Consider the following 13,849-nt stretch of genomic DNA (forward strand, 5'->3'; position numbering starts at 1 on the left):
CCCCCCCCCCCCCCCCCCCCCCCCCCCCCCCCCCCCCCCCCCCCCCCCCCCCCCCCCCCCCCCCCCCCCCCCCCCCCCCCCCCCCCCCCCCCCCCCCCCCCCCCCCCCCCCCCACGGCTCTATCTCGCGGGCTGGTGGGGGTGGGGCCGGGCGGGTCAGGCGGTGGCGACGAACTCGATGACGGCGTCGGCGACGAGCTGGACGGCGATGGCCGCGAGCAGCAGACCCGCGATGCGCGAGATGAGGATCGTGCCCGAGTCACCGAGGATGCGGTGGACGACGTTCGCGAACCGCATCGCGAGGAACAGGCACACGTGCACCGCGAGCAGGGCGAGCGCGATCGAGCTCCAGTCGCCGGCAGTGCCGTCGCTGCTCTGCACGAAGACCATGGTCGCGACGATCGCGCCCGGTCCGGCGAGCAGCGGGGTGCCGAGCGGCACGATCGCCGCGTTGACCCCCTTCGCGCCCGAGGGGCTCGGCTCCTCCATCTTGCCTGTGAGGAGCTCCATCGCCACGAGCAGCAGCAGCAGACCGCCCGAGGCCTGCAGCGCGGGCAGCGAGATGTGCATGTAGGCGAGCAGCTGCTGGCCGAAGATCGCGAACGCAGCGATGACGCCGAGCGCCACGAGCACGGCCTGGCGCGAGGCCTTGTTGCGCTGCGCCCGCGTCATCGTGCTGGTCAGCGCCAGGAAGATCGGCACCGCGCCGGGCGGGTCCATGATCACGAACAGCGTGATGAAGACCTCGCTGAAGAGCCGGGCGTCGAAGACGGCGCTCACGGTCGCACCACCTCGACGTGCCCCTGCTCCTCGATGGCGCGCAGCACCGCGGCATCCGTCAGGTTCTCGCCGATCCGGTTCTGCTTGCCCGCACCGTGGTAGTCGCTCGAGCCGGTGACGAGCAGCCCGAGCCGCTCGGCGATCCCCCGCAGGCGGACCTTCTGCTCGGGCGAGTGGTCGCGGTGCTCGACCTCGAGCCCCGCGAGCCCGGCGTCGGCCAGCTCGTCGAAGACCTCGTCGGGCACCACGCGTCCACGACCGTCCGCGCCGGGGTGCGCGAAGACCGGCACCCCGCCCGCGGCCCGGATCGCCCGCACCGCGGCGGCCGCGTCGGGCGCGTGGTGCGTGACGTAGTAGCGGCTGTCGCTCGTGAGCAGGTCGGCGAACGCAGCGTCGCGGCTCTCGACGGCACCGATCGCGACGAGCGCGTCGGCGATGTGCGGGCGACCCACGACGGTCTCGGGCGTCGACTGCGCGAGGACGTCCTCCCAGGTGATCGGGAAGTCCTCGGCGAGCAGCTCGACCATCCGCCGGGCGCGCCCGAGCCGCGACGTGCGGGTGCGCTCGAGCTCGGCGACCAGGGCCGGGTGCGCGGGGTCCTGGAGGTAGGACAGCAGGTGGACGGACACGCCGTTCGAGCGGGCCGAGACCTCGGTGCCGCGCACGAGCGCGACGCCGTGGTGCACGGCGGCCCGGGCAGCCTCGTCCCAGCCCGAGGTGGTGTCGTGGTCGGTGAGGGCGACGACGTCGAGGCCGGACCGGTTCGCGGCGGCGAGGACGTCGGACGGGCTCTCGGTACCGTCCGAGGCCGTGGAGTGGGTATGCAGGTCGATGCGCACCTCACAAGGGTAGGGCTCACCGCTGGGTCGCCCGGTCGCGGGGCGGCGCACGACCCCGCGCACGACCCGCGTGCCCAGGCTCTGGTGCGAGGATGGTGCCCATGACCGAGGACGTGAACCCTGAGACCCTGCCGTCCGGCGAGCAGCCCCTGGAGAGCCGGGGGGAGAACCGCTCGCAGCGACCGGCCTCCGCCGCGTTCAAGGAGTTCATGGCGTCGGGGTGGGGTGCCCGCCCCGAGCTGTCGACCGAGCGCGGCGCGGCGGCGCCGTTCACCGCCGAGCGCCGCGACCGCCTGTCCGCGCAGTTCCCCGGGCAGCGTCTGGTGATCCCGGCGGGCACGTTCAAGGTCCGCTCGAACGACTGCGACTACCGCTTCCGCCCGCACTCGGCGTTCGCGCACCTCACCGGTCTGGGCGCCGAGCAGGAGCCCGACGCCGTGCTCGTGCTGCACCCGGTCGACGAGTCCGAGGCGCCCGACGGCGTGACCGGCACGCCCGGCACGCACCGCGCCGTGCTGTACGTGCGCCCGCCGGCCGGCCGGGACTCCGAGGAGTTCTTCTCGGACGCGCGCTACGGCGAGTTCTGGGTCGGCGCGCGTCCCACGTTCACCGATCTCGAGACCCTCACGGGCATCCGCACCGCCCACCTGGACACCCTGCGCGACGCGCTGGCGAAGGACGTGGGGCCCGACGGCGTGCAGCTCGTCGTGGTGCCCGGCGTCGACGAGGCCGTCGAGGCGGTCGTCGAGGAGATCCGTGCGGCGCAGGACACGGGCGGGTCCGACGCTCGTCTCGCCGAGGCGCTGTCCGAGCTGCGGCTCGTCAAGGACGAGCACGAGGTCGCGCAGATGCGCGAGGCCGTCGCCACCACGATCGCGGGCTTCGAGAAGATCGTCGGCCAGCTCCCCGCCGCTGTCGCGCACCGCCGCGGCGAGCGCGTGATCGAGGGGACGTTCGTCGGGCACGCCCGGCAGGAGGGCCACGCGGTCGGCTACGAGACCATCGCCGCGGCGGGCGACCACGCGACGACGCTGCACTGGACCGACAACGACGGCCGGGTCCGCACGGGCGAGCTCGTGCTGGTCGACGCCGGGGTCGAGGTCGACTCGCTCTACACGGCCGACATCACCCGCACTCTGCCCGTCGACGGCGTGTACACGGACGTGCAGCGCCGCGTGTACCAGGCCGTGCTCGACGCCGCGGACGCCGCGTTCGCCGCGGCCGTCCCGGGCAACAAGTTCCGTGACGTGCACGCCGCGGCCATGGAGGTCATCGCGGCCCGGCTCGGCGAGTGGGGTCTGCTGCCCGTCTCGGTCGAGGAGTCGCTGAGCCCCGAGGGCCAGCAGCACCGCCGCTGGATGGTGCACGGCACGAGCCACCACCTGGGCCTCGACGTGCACGACTGCGCGCTCGCCCGCCGCGAGCTGTACCTGGACGCGACGATCGAGCCCGGCATGGTGTTCACGATCGAGCCGGGCCTGTACTTCAAGAGCGACGACGAGCTCGTGCCCGAGGAGTACCGCGGCATCGGTGTCCGCATCGAGGACGACGTGCTCGTGACGGTGGACGGCAACGAGAACCTCTCGGCGGCCCTCCCCCGCGACCCCGACGAGGTCGAGGCCTGGATGGCACGCCTGTCGGCCCGCTGACCCGCACGCACCAGGCCGGGCCACCCACGTCGGGCGGCCCGGCCTCGTCGCGTCACCCGGCCGGCGGCTGCTGCGGCGGCGCGGGAGGCGTGGTGGGGCCCACCGGCGGGACCGTCGGCGACGCGCTCGGCGGCTGCGCGCCAGGAGGCGTCGGGTACGAGCCGGACGGGTCGGAGGGCGGCAGCGTCGCGGGGGCCGTGCGGGCCGGCCAGCCGGACTGCACGCCGCCGATCTCCTGCAGCAGCGCACGGGCCCGGTGGGCGTGCTCCGCCGCGCACAGCACCGCGTACTGCGCCGCGACGATCTGGCTGGACGAGGTGAAGTCGCGCTTGCCGCCCGTGAACGCGTAGGTGATGACCGAGAACAGCACACCGAACGCGGCACCGATGAGGATCGCGGCGAGCAGCGGCGGGGTCGAGCCCGATCCCGCCGAGAACATCCAGAGCAGCAGGCCCACGAACAGCCCGAACCACATGCCCGTCGCGAGGCCCGCGAGCGCGACCCGCGGGTAGGACAGCCGCCCGGTGACGCGCTCGACCATGCGCAGGTCCGTGCCGACGATCGTGACGTTCTGCACCGGGAACTGCTTGTCGGCGAGGTGGTCCACGGCCCGCTGCGCCTCGAGGTAGGTCCCGTACGACGCGACGGGTTCGCCCTTCGGCAGGGTGGGCGCCTGGGGTACGCGGGTCTGACGGGTGAACGACATACCTCGATCCTCTCTCAGGGTGCGGCTGCACGCCAGGATCCGCGCACGTCTAGGCTGACCTGCGTGAGCAGCACTGGGACCCGTGTCTTCGTCGCGCGCCTCGCCGGCACCACGGTCTTCGATCCGCTCGGTGACCAGGTCGGGCGCGTGCGCGACGTCGTCGTGCTCGTGCGCGCCAAGGGCGCCCCGCGGGCTGTCGGTCTCGTGGTCGAGGTCCCGGGGCGACGCCGTGTGTTCCTGCCCTTGACCCGGGTGACAGCGATCGACCCGGGCCAGGTCATCTCGACCGGTCTGGTCAACATGCGCCGGTTCGAGCAGCGCCCCTCCGAGACCCTCGTGGTGGGTGAGCTGCTGGACCGCACCGTGCAGCTCGTCGACGGATCGGGCACGGGCACGATCGAGGACGTCGCGATGGAGCGCCAGCGTGACGGCGACTGGCGCGTGGTGCAGCTGTTCGTGCGCCGTGACGGCACCGCCAAGGGTGGTCTGCTGCGCCGGCGCGGCGAGACGGTGCTGGTGCCGGTCGACGCCGTGACGGGGCTGGCCGCGACGGACGTGACGCAGGGCGCCGCGCTCATGCTGGCGCGCTACGAGGACCTCAAGCCGGCCGACCTCGCGGACGTGCTGCACGACCTGGGCCTCACCCGGCGGATGGAGGTCGCCGCGGCGCTCGACAACGAGCGCCTCGCGGACGTGCTCGAGGAGCTGCCCGAGGACGACCAGGTCGCGATCCTCTCGGGTCTCGAGCGCACGCGTGCTGCCGACGTGCTCGAGGCCATGCAGCCCGACGACGCGGCAGACCTCCTGGGTGGGCTCCCCGACGCGCAGGCCGCCGAGCTCCTCGAGCTCATGGAGCCCGAGGAGGCGCGCGACGTGCGCCGCCTGCTCGCGTACGAGGACAACACCGCGGGCGGCATGATGACCTCCGAGCCCGTGATCCTGGGCCCGGAGACCCCGGTGGCGGCGGCCCTCGCGCACGTGCGCCGCCAGGACCTCGCGCCCGCTCTGGCCTCCATGGTCTTCGTGGTGCGCCCGCCGCTGGAGACCCCCACGGGGCGCTTCATCGGCGTCGTGCACCTGCAGCGCATGCTCCGCGACCCCCCGCACGAGCCGATCGGCGCCCTGGTCGACACCGACATCGAGGCGGTGTCGGCCGACGCCCCGCTGCTGCACGTCACCCGGCTGCTCGCGACGTACAACCTGCTCGCGCTCCCGGTCGTGGACGCCGAGCGTCGCCTGCTGGGCGCGGTCTCGGTCGACGACGTGCTCGACCACCTGCTGCCCGAGGACTGGCGCGAGGCCGACGACGAGCCGCTGCCGACTCCCCCGCCGGCCCCGGTGCGCGGGCGCGGCCCGACAGCTCGGGGAGGTCGCGATGCCTGAGCGGCTCGACACCCCGAAGGAGACCCGCCGCACCTGGATCCCGCGGGTGCGTTTCGACGACGACACGTTCGGCAAGGTGTCGGAGGGCATCGCCCGGTTCATGGGCACGCCGCGCTTCCTGCTGTGGCTGTCGCTGTTCTGCGTCGCGTGGATCGGCTGGAACACGTACGCGCCGACGCCGGTGCAGTTCGACAAGGCCGCCCTCGGGTTCACGGCCCTCACGCTCGTGCTCTCGCTGCAGGCGTCCTACGCCGCGCCGCTGATCCTGCTCGCGCAGAACCGGCAGACCGACCGGGACCGCGTCACGCTCGAGCAGGACCGGCAGCGCGCCGAGCGGAACCTGGCCGACACCGAGTTCCTGGCGCGCGAGATGGCGGCGCTGCGCATCGCGCTCAACGACGTGGCCACCCGTGACTTCGTGCGGTCCGAGCTGCGCAACCTCCTCGAGGAGCTGCTGGTCGAGCGGGAGGCCGAGCGCGAGGCCGACCGTGCCGAGCGAGAGGCAGAGCGAGATGCAGAGCGGGAGGCGGAGCGGGCAGGTCACCGGCCCGGACCGGACGTCTCGGACCTCCCGGACAGCGGCGACGCCCCCACCCAGACGGACGACGGCCCTCGGCCGACCTAAGGCCCAACGGCCCTTGTCGCGGACCGACCTACGATGGGGCCATGCCGTCCTCCCTTGACCCCGCCGCCCTCGCCGATGCCGTGCGAGGTGCCCTCGCGAGCGTGCTCGACCCCGAGATCCGCCGTCCGATCACCGAGCTCGGCATGGTCCGCTCGGTCGACGTGACGCCCGGCGGTGCGACCGACGGTGGTCCGCTCGTGGTGGTGGGCGTCGACCTGACCACGGCGGGCTGCCCGCTCAAGGGCACGCTCACGACCGACGTGACAGCGGCGGCCCGCACGGTCGAGGGCGTCACCGACGTGCGCGTCGACATGGGCGTGATGTCGGCCGAGCAGCGGTCGGCGCTGCGCACGCTGCTGCGGGGTGACGCCGCGGAGCCGGTGATCCCGTTCGCCCAGCCGTCCTCGCTGACCAAGGTGTACGCGATCGCGTCGGGCAAGGGCGGCGTCGGCAAGTCGTCCGTGACAGCGAACCTGGCCGTGGCGATGGCGGCCGACGGGCTGCGGGTGGGCGTGGTCGACGCCGACATCTACGGCTTCTCGATCCCGCGCCTGCTGGGCGTGACTCGCCCGCCGACCAAGGTCGACGACATGCTCATGCCGCCCGTGGCGTTCGACGTGAAGGTCGTCTCGATCGGCATGTTCGTCCCGGAGGGCCAGCCGGTGGTGTGGCGCGGCCCGATGCTGCACCGCGCACTGCAGCAGTTCCTGGCGGACGTGTTCTGGGGTGACCTGGACGTGCTGCTGCTGGACCTGCCGCCCGGAACGGGTGACATCGCGATCTCGGTCGCGCAGCTGCTGCCGACGTCGGAGGTCGTGGTGGTCACGACGCCGCAGGTCGCGGCCGCCGAGGTGGCCGAGCGCGCGGGGACGGTCGCGCAGCAGACCCGGCAGAACATCGTGGGGGTCGTGGAGAACATGTCGTGGCTCGAGCAGCCCGACGGCTCGCGGCTCGAGCTCTTCGGCGCGGGCGGCGGTGCGCGCGTCGCCGAGAACCTGTCGCGGATCAACGGTGCCGACGTGCCGCTGCTGGGTCAGGTGCCGCTCGACGTGACGCTGCGCGAGGACGGTGACGCGGGCACCCCGGTGGTGCTGGCGCACCCGGACTCGGCCGCCGCGGTGGCGCTGCGTGGTGTCGCGCGTGCGCTCGCCGGTCGTTCGCGCGGGCTCGCCGGACGCTCGCTGGGGCTCACTCCCGCGGGTCGGTGACGCGCCGCACAGCAGCCATGTTGGTTGTTGTGCGTTCTTGGTGAATACTGTTCGGGTGCTCGCCTCCCTTCGTCAGGAGCGCATCCTGGCAGCCGTCCGTCTGCACGGGGCCGTCCGTGTGGCCGACCTCGTCGACGAGCTCGACGTGTCCGACATGACGATCCGGCGCGACATCACCGAGCTCGCCCGTGCCGGCCTGGTCCGGCGCGTGCACGGCGGCGCGGTCGGCCCCGACACGGGCTCGCGCCCGGCCCACGAGCCGGGCTTCGAGGCCAAGCGCAGCTGGGCGACGGCCGAGAAGCAGGCGATCGCCCGGCTGGCCCTGACCCTCGTCGAGCCCGGGCAGGCGATCGCGCTCTCGGCCGGCACCACGACCCACCTGCTCGCGCACCTCGTCGCGGCCGACGCCGCGCTGCGACCGCTCACGGTCGTCACGAACTCCCTCGCGGCCGCCGAGGCCCTGCACGCCGCCGTCACCCCCGCGGGGCTCGACGTGATCCTCACGGGCGGGGTGCGCACCCCGTCCGACGCGCTCGTCGGCCCGGTCGCGGACGCCTCGCTCGCCCAGCTGCGGGTCGACACCGCGTTCCTCGGCGTGCACGGGCTCGACGGCGACGGGCTCACGACCCCCAACCTGCTCGAGGCCGCGACCGACCGGGCGCTGCTCGCGGGCGCGGCCCACGTCGTGGTGCTGGCCGACCACACCAAGTGGGGCGTCGTCGGGCTCGCCCGCATCGCCCCGCTCGACGAGGTCGACACGCTGGTCAGCGACACCCAGCTCACTGCCGAGGCCCGGCGCGCGCTCGACCCGCTCGTCGGGCGCGTGCTGCTCGCCCCGCCCGACGACCCGACCCCCGAGCCCCCCCTCGACCCTGGAGCACCATGAGCGCCACCGTGCGTCGCACCGCCACGACCCTCGCCGACGGCCGCGACCTGCTCTACTTCGACGACTCCCCCGAGTACGTCTCGGGGCAGCGCACGCGCCGCCTCGACGACCCCCGCCCGCTCACCGGCCGGTTCGCCGACGTGACCGGTCCCGACGGCGCGGTGCGTCCGTTCCAGGGGCCCGAGATGCGCCTCGACCCGCTCACGGGCGACTGGGTGCCCATGGCCTCGCACCGGATGAACCGCACCTTCCTGCCCGCCGCGGACTCGTGCCCGCTGTGCCCGGCACGCCCCGGCGCGGAGTACTCCGACGGCGAGGTGCCCGACACCGACTACGACGTCGCGGTGTTCGAGAACCGCTTCCCGGCCCTCATGCAGGTCCCCGGTCTGAGCGTCGACGACACCTGGGCGGTCGACGGCGAGGACGTGTGGCAGGCCCGGCCCGCCGCGGGACGCTGCGAGGTCGTGTGCTTCAGCTCCGACCACACGAGCTCGTTCGCCGACCTCACCCCGACCCGGGTCCGCACGATCATCGAGGCGTGGGCCGACCGCACCCGCGAGCTGGCCGCGCTGCCCGGCGTCGAGCAGGTGTTCTGCTTCGAGAACCGCGGCAAGGAGATCGGCGTCACGCTGCCGCACCCCCACGGCCAGATCTACGCGTTCCCGTTCGTGCCGCCGCGCACGCAGGCCATGCTGCGGCAGGCCGCCGCCCACCAGGCGCGCACCGGGCGCAACCTGCACCGCGACGTCCTCGACGCCGAGCGCCGCGCCGGCACCCGCGTGGTGCTCGAGTCGGAGCACTGGACGGCGTACGTGCCCGCCGCGGCCCGGTGGCCCGTCGAGGTGCACCTGGCGCCGCACCGCGACGTCCCCGACCTGCCGGCGCTGACCGACGCCGAGCGCGACGACCTGGCCGTCACGTACCTCGAGCTGCTGCGCCGGCTCGACAGGTTCTTCGTCGAGCCCGACGGCACGCCCATCCCCTTGCCGTACATCGCGGGCTGGCACCAGGCCGTGGTCGGCGAGGGACGCGACCTGGGTCGCCTGCACCTGCAGATCTTCTCGGTGCTGCGGGCCCCGGGAAAGCTCAAGTACCTCGCGGGCGTCGAGTCGGGCATGGCCGCGTGGATCAGCGACACGACGCCCGAGCGCGTCGCCGCCCGCCTGCAGGAGGTCTCCCGATGAGCACCACGCCCCCTCTGGCGCGCGTCGATGCGTGGGCCCCCGAGGCCGGCACCGAGCGCGTGCGCGCCGCGTTCACCGAGCGGTTCGGCACCGACGGCCCCGCGCCGGGAGTGTGGTCGGCACCGGGCCGGGTCAACCTCATCGGCGAGCACACCGACTACAACGGCGGGCTCTGCCTGCCGATCGCGCTGCCGCACCGCACCTATGTCGCGCTGCGCGCCCGCCAGGACGACGTGGTCCGGCTCGCCTCGGCCCAGGAGCCGGGCTCGGGAGGGGTCGAGCTCCGGCTCGCGGACGTCGCCCCGGGCACCGTGGACGGCTGGGCCGCGTACGTCGTCGGGGTCGCGTGGGGCCTCGCCGGGCAGGGTCACCGGGTGCGCGGCTTCGACGCCGTGGTCGACTCGTGCGTGCCCTACGGCGCGGGGCTGTCCTCGTCGGCCGCGCTCGAGTCCGCTGTCGCCGTCGCCCTCGACGCCACCTTCGGGCTGGGCCTCGCCGGCCCGGTCGACGCGCCCGACGACGCGGGCCGCACGGTGCTGGCCGCGGCGTGCGTCCGGGCCGAGAACGACATCGCGGGCGCCCCCACGGGTGGCATGGACCAGGCGGCCTCGCTGCGGGCCCGGGCCGGCCACGCGCTGCTGCTCGACTGCCTGGACGCCTCGGTGCGCCATGTGCCGTTCGACCTCGAGGCGCAAGGCCTCGCGCTGCTCGTGGTGGACACGCGCGCCGCGCACGCGCTTGTGGACGGCCAGTACGCCGCCCGCCGGGCGACCTGCGAGGCGGCCGCCGCGTCGCTGGGCGTCGCGACCCTGCGCGAGATCGCACCGGACGACCTCGACACGGCCCTGGACCGGCTCGCCGCCACGTCGGAGGCCGACGTGGCCGAGGTCGCGGTGCGGCGGGTGCGCCACGTCGTGACCGAGATCGCCCGGGTCGAGGCGGTCGTGGCCCTGCTCGACGCCGACCGGGTGCGCGACATCGGCCCGCTGCTCGACGCGTCGCACACCTCGCTGCGCGACGACTACGAGGTCTCGTGCGTCGAGCTCGACGTCGCGGTCGAGGCGGCCCGCTCGGCCGGTGCGCTCGGCGCCCGGATGACCGGCGGCGGCTTCGGTGGTTCCGCGATCGCGCTCGTCGAGGCCTCCGACGTCGAACCGGTTGCCGCGGCCGTGGCCTGGGCGTTCGTCGCGCACGGCTTCACCCCCCCGGCCTTCCTCGTCGCGACCGCGGCGGCCTCCGCCCACTGACGGACCAGCGCCCCGAACCACTCATCCCGCGGTCTGATCCCGCTGCGCCACCGGGGCCGCTACGTTCCCTGCCAGGGGCGCAGCGGCGTACCCCTCCACCCGACGCGAGGAGCCAGACCGTGGGGGTCACCCGCAGGATCATCTTCCCGACCATCCGCATCCTGCTGTGGGCGGTGATCGCCGCGGCCCTGGTGAAGATCGCGTTCCAGGGCGCCGAGCTCACCACCACCGACGACGCGCTGGTCCCGACCGCCGTCATCACCGAGCAGCACGCCGAGGTCACGACCGGGACGGTCACCAACGCGGTCGCGGTGCAGGGATCGGTCATCGACGACCCGTCCGTCCCGGTCAAGGTGACGATGGCCGGGACCGTCACCAAGGTCCTCGCGACCGCCGGGCAGCACGTCGAGGTGGGCACCCCCGTCCTCGAGGTCACGCTCGAGACACCCGTCGAGCCCACGGTCGCGACCAACCCCGAGACGGGTGAGCAGACCGTCACCGAGAACAAGCCGAAGATCAAGAAGGAGACGATCAAGGCCTCGTCCGCCGGGACGCTCACGCTCACGGCGCTCAAGGAGCAGATCGTCGCGGTGGGCGACACCGTCGGCTCGGTGGCCCCGGGCACGCTCTCGGTCACCGGTGCACTCTCGGCCGACCAGCAGTACCGCCTGCTCGGGCTGCCGGGCGAGGCGCAGGTGACGCTCAAGGGTGGCCCGGCCCCGTTCACGTGCACCGGCCTGCGGATCGGGTCCAGCATCCCGGACACCGGCACGGACGCGACCCAGGTCGACACCAGCCCGTCGACCGGGGGCACGGTGACGTGCGCGGTCCCCGCCGGCATCACCGCGTTCGCCGGGCTCGGCGCCGACATCGTCATCACGAACGGCACGGCCGAGAACGTCGCTGTGGTCCCCGTGACCGCGGTGCAGGGCTCGGTCCAGGACGGCAACGTGTGGGTCGTGCTGCCCGACGGCACCAACGAGGAGCGCGCCGTCAAGCTGGGGCTCACCGACGGCGAGAACGTGCAGGTCACCGAGGGCCTGTCCGTCGGCGACCAGATCCTGCTGTTCGTGCCCGTGGGCGACGTCACCGCGGAGTGCGGCGACGGCACGTCGGGGGTCGACGGGGTGTGCCCCGGATGAGCCTCCTCGAGCTGACGGACGTCACGCGCTCGGTGCGCCTGCCCGACGACCGCGTCCTGGAGATCCTGCGCGGCATCACGCTCAGCGTCGACGCGGGCGAGCACGTCTCGATCGTCGGCAGGTCGGGCACCGGCAAGTCCACGCTGCTCAACATCCTGGGGCTGCTCGACTCCCCCACGTCGGGCGAGTACCGGCTCGAGGGCGGGTCGGTCGCCCGGCTGTCGAACCGTCGCCGTGCCCGCCGCCGTGGCGACGACTTCGGCTTCGTGTTCCAGCAGTTCAACCTGCTGCAAGGGCGCACGGCCCTGGAGAACGTCACCGCCCCGCTCATGTACGCCCGCGGACGCCAGTTCTGGGCGCGCCGCCGGATCGCCGCCGAGATGCTCGAGCGCGTGGGCCTGGGCGACCGTCTCGACGAGAAGCCCGAGAAGCTCTCGGGCGGCGAGCAGCAGCGCGTCGCGATCGCCCGGGCGCTCGTGCGCGGGCCCCGCGTGATCCTGGCCGACGAGCCGACCGGTGCGCTCGACGTCGACACGGGTGGCGAGGTCATGGCGCTGCTCGACGAGATCGCCGCGCAGACCGGCGCCGCGCTCATCGCCATCACGCACGACCTGGCCGTCGCGGCCCGCGCCCAGCGGCACTACCGGCTCGCCGACGGTGTGCTCGTGCCGATCGTCCTCAACGCCCCTGGCCGCGTCACGGAGTGGGTCGGTGACGTCCCCACCGACGTGCACCACCACTCCGACCCGAGCCGCCCGGCCGGGACCGTCGAGCTGCCCGGGACGGTGCACGCATGAGCGGCGTGGTGAGCACGATCCTGGAGGCCTGGGACGAGCTGCGGATCCACAAGCTGCGCGTGCTGCTCGCGCTCATCGGGGTCGCGGTCGCGGTCACGGCGATCACCGGGATCACCGCCGCCGTGCAGATCCTCGACCAGGCCGTGACCGAGATGACCGAGCGCGGCCAGGGTCGGGAGGGCACGTTCGACGTCAGCGCCTACCAGGAGTGGGTCGACGGCGAGCAGCCCGTCGCGCCCGCCGACGAGGTCGTCGACGCCGCGTTCGAGCGGATCGTCGAGCAGTACGGCATCACGTACTGGTCGCGCCAGTCCTACACCCAGACGACCCTGCGGTTCCCGACGGGAGCGGCGACCGTCGACACCCGGGTGGTCGACCCGGGGTACGGGACCATCACCCGGTTCCGCACGACGCAGGGCCGGTGGTTCACGGACGCCGACGCCGAGCGCCTCGCCCCCGCGCTCGTCGTCAACGAGTCCACCTGGGCGCTGCTCGGCTCGCCCGCGCTCGACACCCACCCCACCGTCACGTTCGGCGGAGCGAACCCCGTCGTCGCGGAGGTGGTCGGGGTCTACGCGAACTCGTGGGAGAAGTCACCGCCCGAGGCGTACGCGCTGAGCGCCCAGATGACCCGCTGGGGCATCGGCGACTTCCAGGGGCAGATCCCCACGCTGCGCATCTGGGCTCCCCCCGAGATGACCAAGGAGCTCATGCCGCTGGTGAGCCGCGACCTCGCGGCGGCGATCCCGGGCGTCCACGCCGACGCGTGGACGTCGGGCGGCTACAACGTGCTCGACGGGGCCACCAAGTGGGCCGTCCTCGGCATCGGCGGCATCGCGCTGCTGCTCGGCGGGCTCGGCCTGGTCAACATCGCGCTCGTCACCGTGCGGCACCGCATCCGCGAGATCGGCATCCGGCGCAGCTTCGGGGCCACGTCGGGCCGGGTGTTCTTCGGGGTGCTCATGGAGTCGGTCGTCGCGACGGTCGTCGCGGGCGTGGTGGGGGTCGTGATCGCCGTCGCTGTCATCAAGAACATCCCGGTGGACCGGCTGACCGGCGGAGGCCTCGACGACCTGCCGCCGTTCCCGCTGTCCGCGGCGCTGGTCGGCATGGCGTGCGCGACGGGTGTCGGCATGCTCGCGGGACTGATCCCCGCGATCGTCGCCGTGCGGGTCAAGGTCATCGACGCCATCCGCTACTGACCCCATCGACCGGTCTGCACCCAACGGTTCCCGGACGCGCACCACGCGCGGCCGGGAACCGTTGTCAGCCCGGAGGATGACTGTCCGGGCGGCTGCGTACGCCTGCGGGTCGAAACCGGTCGATCTGCGCCCGAATCCCTCCCGCGACCGCGCACGTGCGCGCTACGGTCCTGGGACCGCGCTCGAGGACCAGGCGCGGCGG

General features: G+C 73.8%; 13 protein-coding genes. 10 read left to right on the forward strand and 3 right to left on the reverse strand.

The features are described from left to right. Window positions 1-155: 155 nt before the first annotated feature. Together ACGIF2_RS16920 and ACGIF2_RS16925 are read right to left on the reverse strand one after the other, a co-directional pair. Window positions 156-779: a MarC family protein gene (locus ACGIF2_RS16920; RefSeq protein ID WP_396048282.1), complete on the reverse strand. Its 624-nt coding sequence runs from the start codon at window positions 777-779 to the stop codon at window positions 156-158. Further along, window positions 776-1,618 carry a PHP domain-containing protein gene (locus ACGIF2_RS16925; protein ID WP_396048285.1) on the reverse strand — a complete coding sequence of 281 codons (843 nt, stop codon included), beginning with the start codon at window positions 1,616-1,618 and terminating at the stop codon, window positions 776-778. Before ACGIF2_RS16925 ends, ACGIF2_RS16920 begins: the two co-directional genes overlap by 4 nt. Before the next feature lie 101 nt (window positions 1,619-1,719). Between ACGIF2_RS16925 and ACGIF2_RS16930 the strand changes: the two genes are divergently transcribed. Further along, window positions 1,720-3,267, forward strand: a complete 1,548-nt coding sequence (locus ACGIF2_RS16930) for an aminopeptidase P family protein (protein ID WP_396048287.1) — start codon at window positions 1,720-1,722, stop codon at window positions 3,265-3,267. Between the two features lie 52 nt (window positions 3,268-3,319). Here the strand turns inward: ACGIF2_RS16930 and ACGIF2_RS16935 are convergent, their stop codons facing one another. Then, window positions 3,320-3,973 carry a general stress protein gene (locus tag ACGIF2_RS16935; RefSeq protein WP_396048289.1) on the reverse strand — a complete coding sequence of 218 codons (654 nt, stop codon included), beginning with the start codon at window positions 3,971-3,973 and terminating at the stop codon, window positions 3,320-3,322. Window positions 3,974-4,036: 63 nt separating this feature from the next. Between ACGIF2_RS16935 and ACGIF2_RS16940 the strand changes: the two genes are divergently transcribed. From ACGIF2_RS16940 to ACGIF2_RS16980, 9 genes are all read left to right on the forward strand, one after another. Then, window positions 4,037-5,356 (forward strand): magnesium transporter MgtE N-terminal domain-containing protein, encoded by a 1,320-nt coding sequence (locus ACGIF2_RS16940; RefSeq protein WP_396048291.1) that lies wholly within the window; start codon window positions 4,037-4,039, stop codon window positions 5,354-5,356. Next, complete coding sequence (locus ACGIF2_RS16945; protein ID WP_396048294.1) at window positions 5,349-5,981, forward strand: DUF1003 domain-containing protein; 633 nt, start codon at window positions 5,349-5,351, stop codon at window positions 5,979-5,981. Before ACGIF2_RS16940 ends, ACGIF2_RS16945 begins: the two co-directional genes overlap by 8 nt. Window positions 5,982-6,022: 41 nt before the next feature. After that, window positions 6,023-7,189 carry an Mrp/NBP35 family ATP-binding protein gene (locus ACGIF2_RS16950; protein WP_396048296.1) on the forward strand — a complete coding sequence of 389 codons (1,167 nt, stop codon included), beginning with the start codon at window positions 6,023-6,025 and terminating at the stop codon, window positions 7,187-7,189. A gap of 55 nt (window positions 7,190-7,244) precedes the next feature. Beyond that, a complete protein-coding gene (locus tag ACGIF2_RS16955; protein ID WP_396048299.1) occupies window positions 7,245-8,075 on the forward strand; it encodes a DeoR/GlpR family DNA-binding transcription regulator in 831 nt (276 codons plus the stop codon). Beyond that, window positions 8,072-9,259 carry a galactose-1-phosphate uridylyltransferase gene (gene galT, locus ACGIF2_RS16960; RefSeq protein ID WP_396048301.1) on the forward strand — a complete coding sequence of 396 codons (1,188 nt, stop codon included), beginning with the start codon at window positions 8,072-8,074 and terminating at the stop codon, window positions 9,257-9,259. The genes ACGIF2_RS16955 and galT overlap by 4 nt, the downstream gene beginning before the upstream one ends. Then, window positions 9,256-10,506, forward strand: a complete 1,251-nt coding sequence (gene galK / locus ACGIF2_RS16965) for a galactokinase (protein WP_396048303.1) — start codon at window positions 9,256-9,258, stop codon at window positions 10,504-10,506. Before galT ends, galK begins: the two co-directional genes overlap by 4 nt. A 119-nt stretch (window positions 10,507-10,625) precedes the next feature. After that, entirely contained in the window at window positions 10,626-11,648 is a 1,023-nt protein-coding gene (locus tag ACGIF2_RS16970; protein WP_396048305.1) for a secretion protein HlyD, read from the forward strand. Continuing rightward, entirely contained in the window at window positions 11,645-12,445 is an 801-nt protein-coding gene (locus tag ACGIF2_RS16975; protein ID WP_396048307.1) for an ABC transporter ATP-binding protein, read from the forward strand. The genes ACGIF2_RS16970 and ACGIF2_RS16975 overlap by 4 nt, the downstream gene beginning before the upstream one ends. Next, window positions 12,442-13,647: an ABC transporter permease gene (locus tag ACGIF2_RS16980; protein WP_396048309.1), complete on the forward strand. Its 1,206-nt coding sequence runs from the start codon at window positions 12,442-12,444 to the stop codon at window positions 13,645-13,647. Before ACGIF2_RS16975 ends, ACGIF2_RS16980 begins: the two co-directional genes overlap by 4 nt. Window positions 13,648-13,849 lie beyond the last annotated feature (202 nt).

The organism is Cellulomonas sp. P22 (genome assembly GCF_044392165.1).

Coding starts and splice junctions, on each gene's coding strand:
- ACGIF2_RS16930 (WP_396048287.1), top strand. CDS start 1,720: ATGACCGAGGACGTGAACCCTGAGACCCTGCCGTCCGGCGAGCAGCCC.
- ACGIF2_RS16935 (WP_396048289.1), bottom strand. CDS start 3,973: ATGTCGTTCACCCGTCAGACCCGCGTACCCCAGGCGCCCACCCTGCCG.
- ACGIF2_RS16945 (WP_396048294.1), top strand. CDS start 5,349: ATGCCTGAGCGGCTCGACACCCCGAAGGAGACCCGCCGCACCTGGATC.
- ACGIF2_RS16950 (WP_396048296.1), top strand. CDS start 6,023: ATGCCGTCCTCCCTTGACCCCGCCGCCCTCGCCGATGCCGTGCGAGGT.
- galT (WP_396048301.1), top strand. CDS start 8,072: ATGAGCGCCACCGTGCGTCGCACCGCCACGACCCTCGCCGACGGCCGC.
- galK (WP_396048303.1), top strand. CDS start 9,256: ATGAGCACCACGCCCCCTCTGGCGCGCGTCGATGCGTGGGCCCCCGAG.
- ACGIF2_RS16975 (WP_396048307.1), top strand. CDS start 11,645: ATGAGCCTCCTCGAGCTGACGGACGTCACGCGCTCGGTGCGCCTGCCC.
- ACGIF2_RS16980 (WP_396048309.1), top strand. CDS start 12,442: ATGAGCGGCGTGGTGAGCACGATCCTGGAGGCCTGGGACGAGCTGCGG.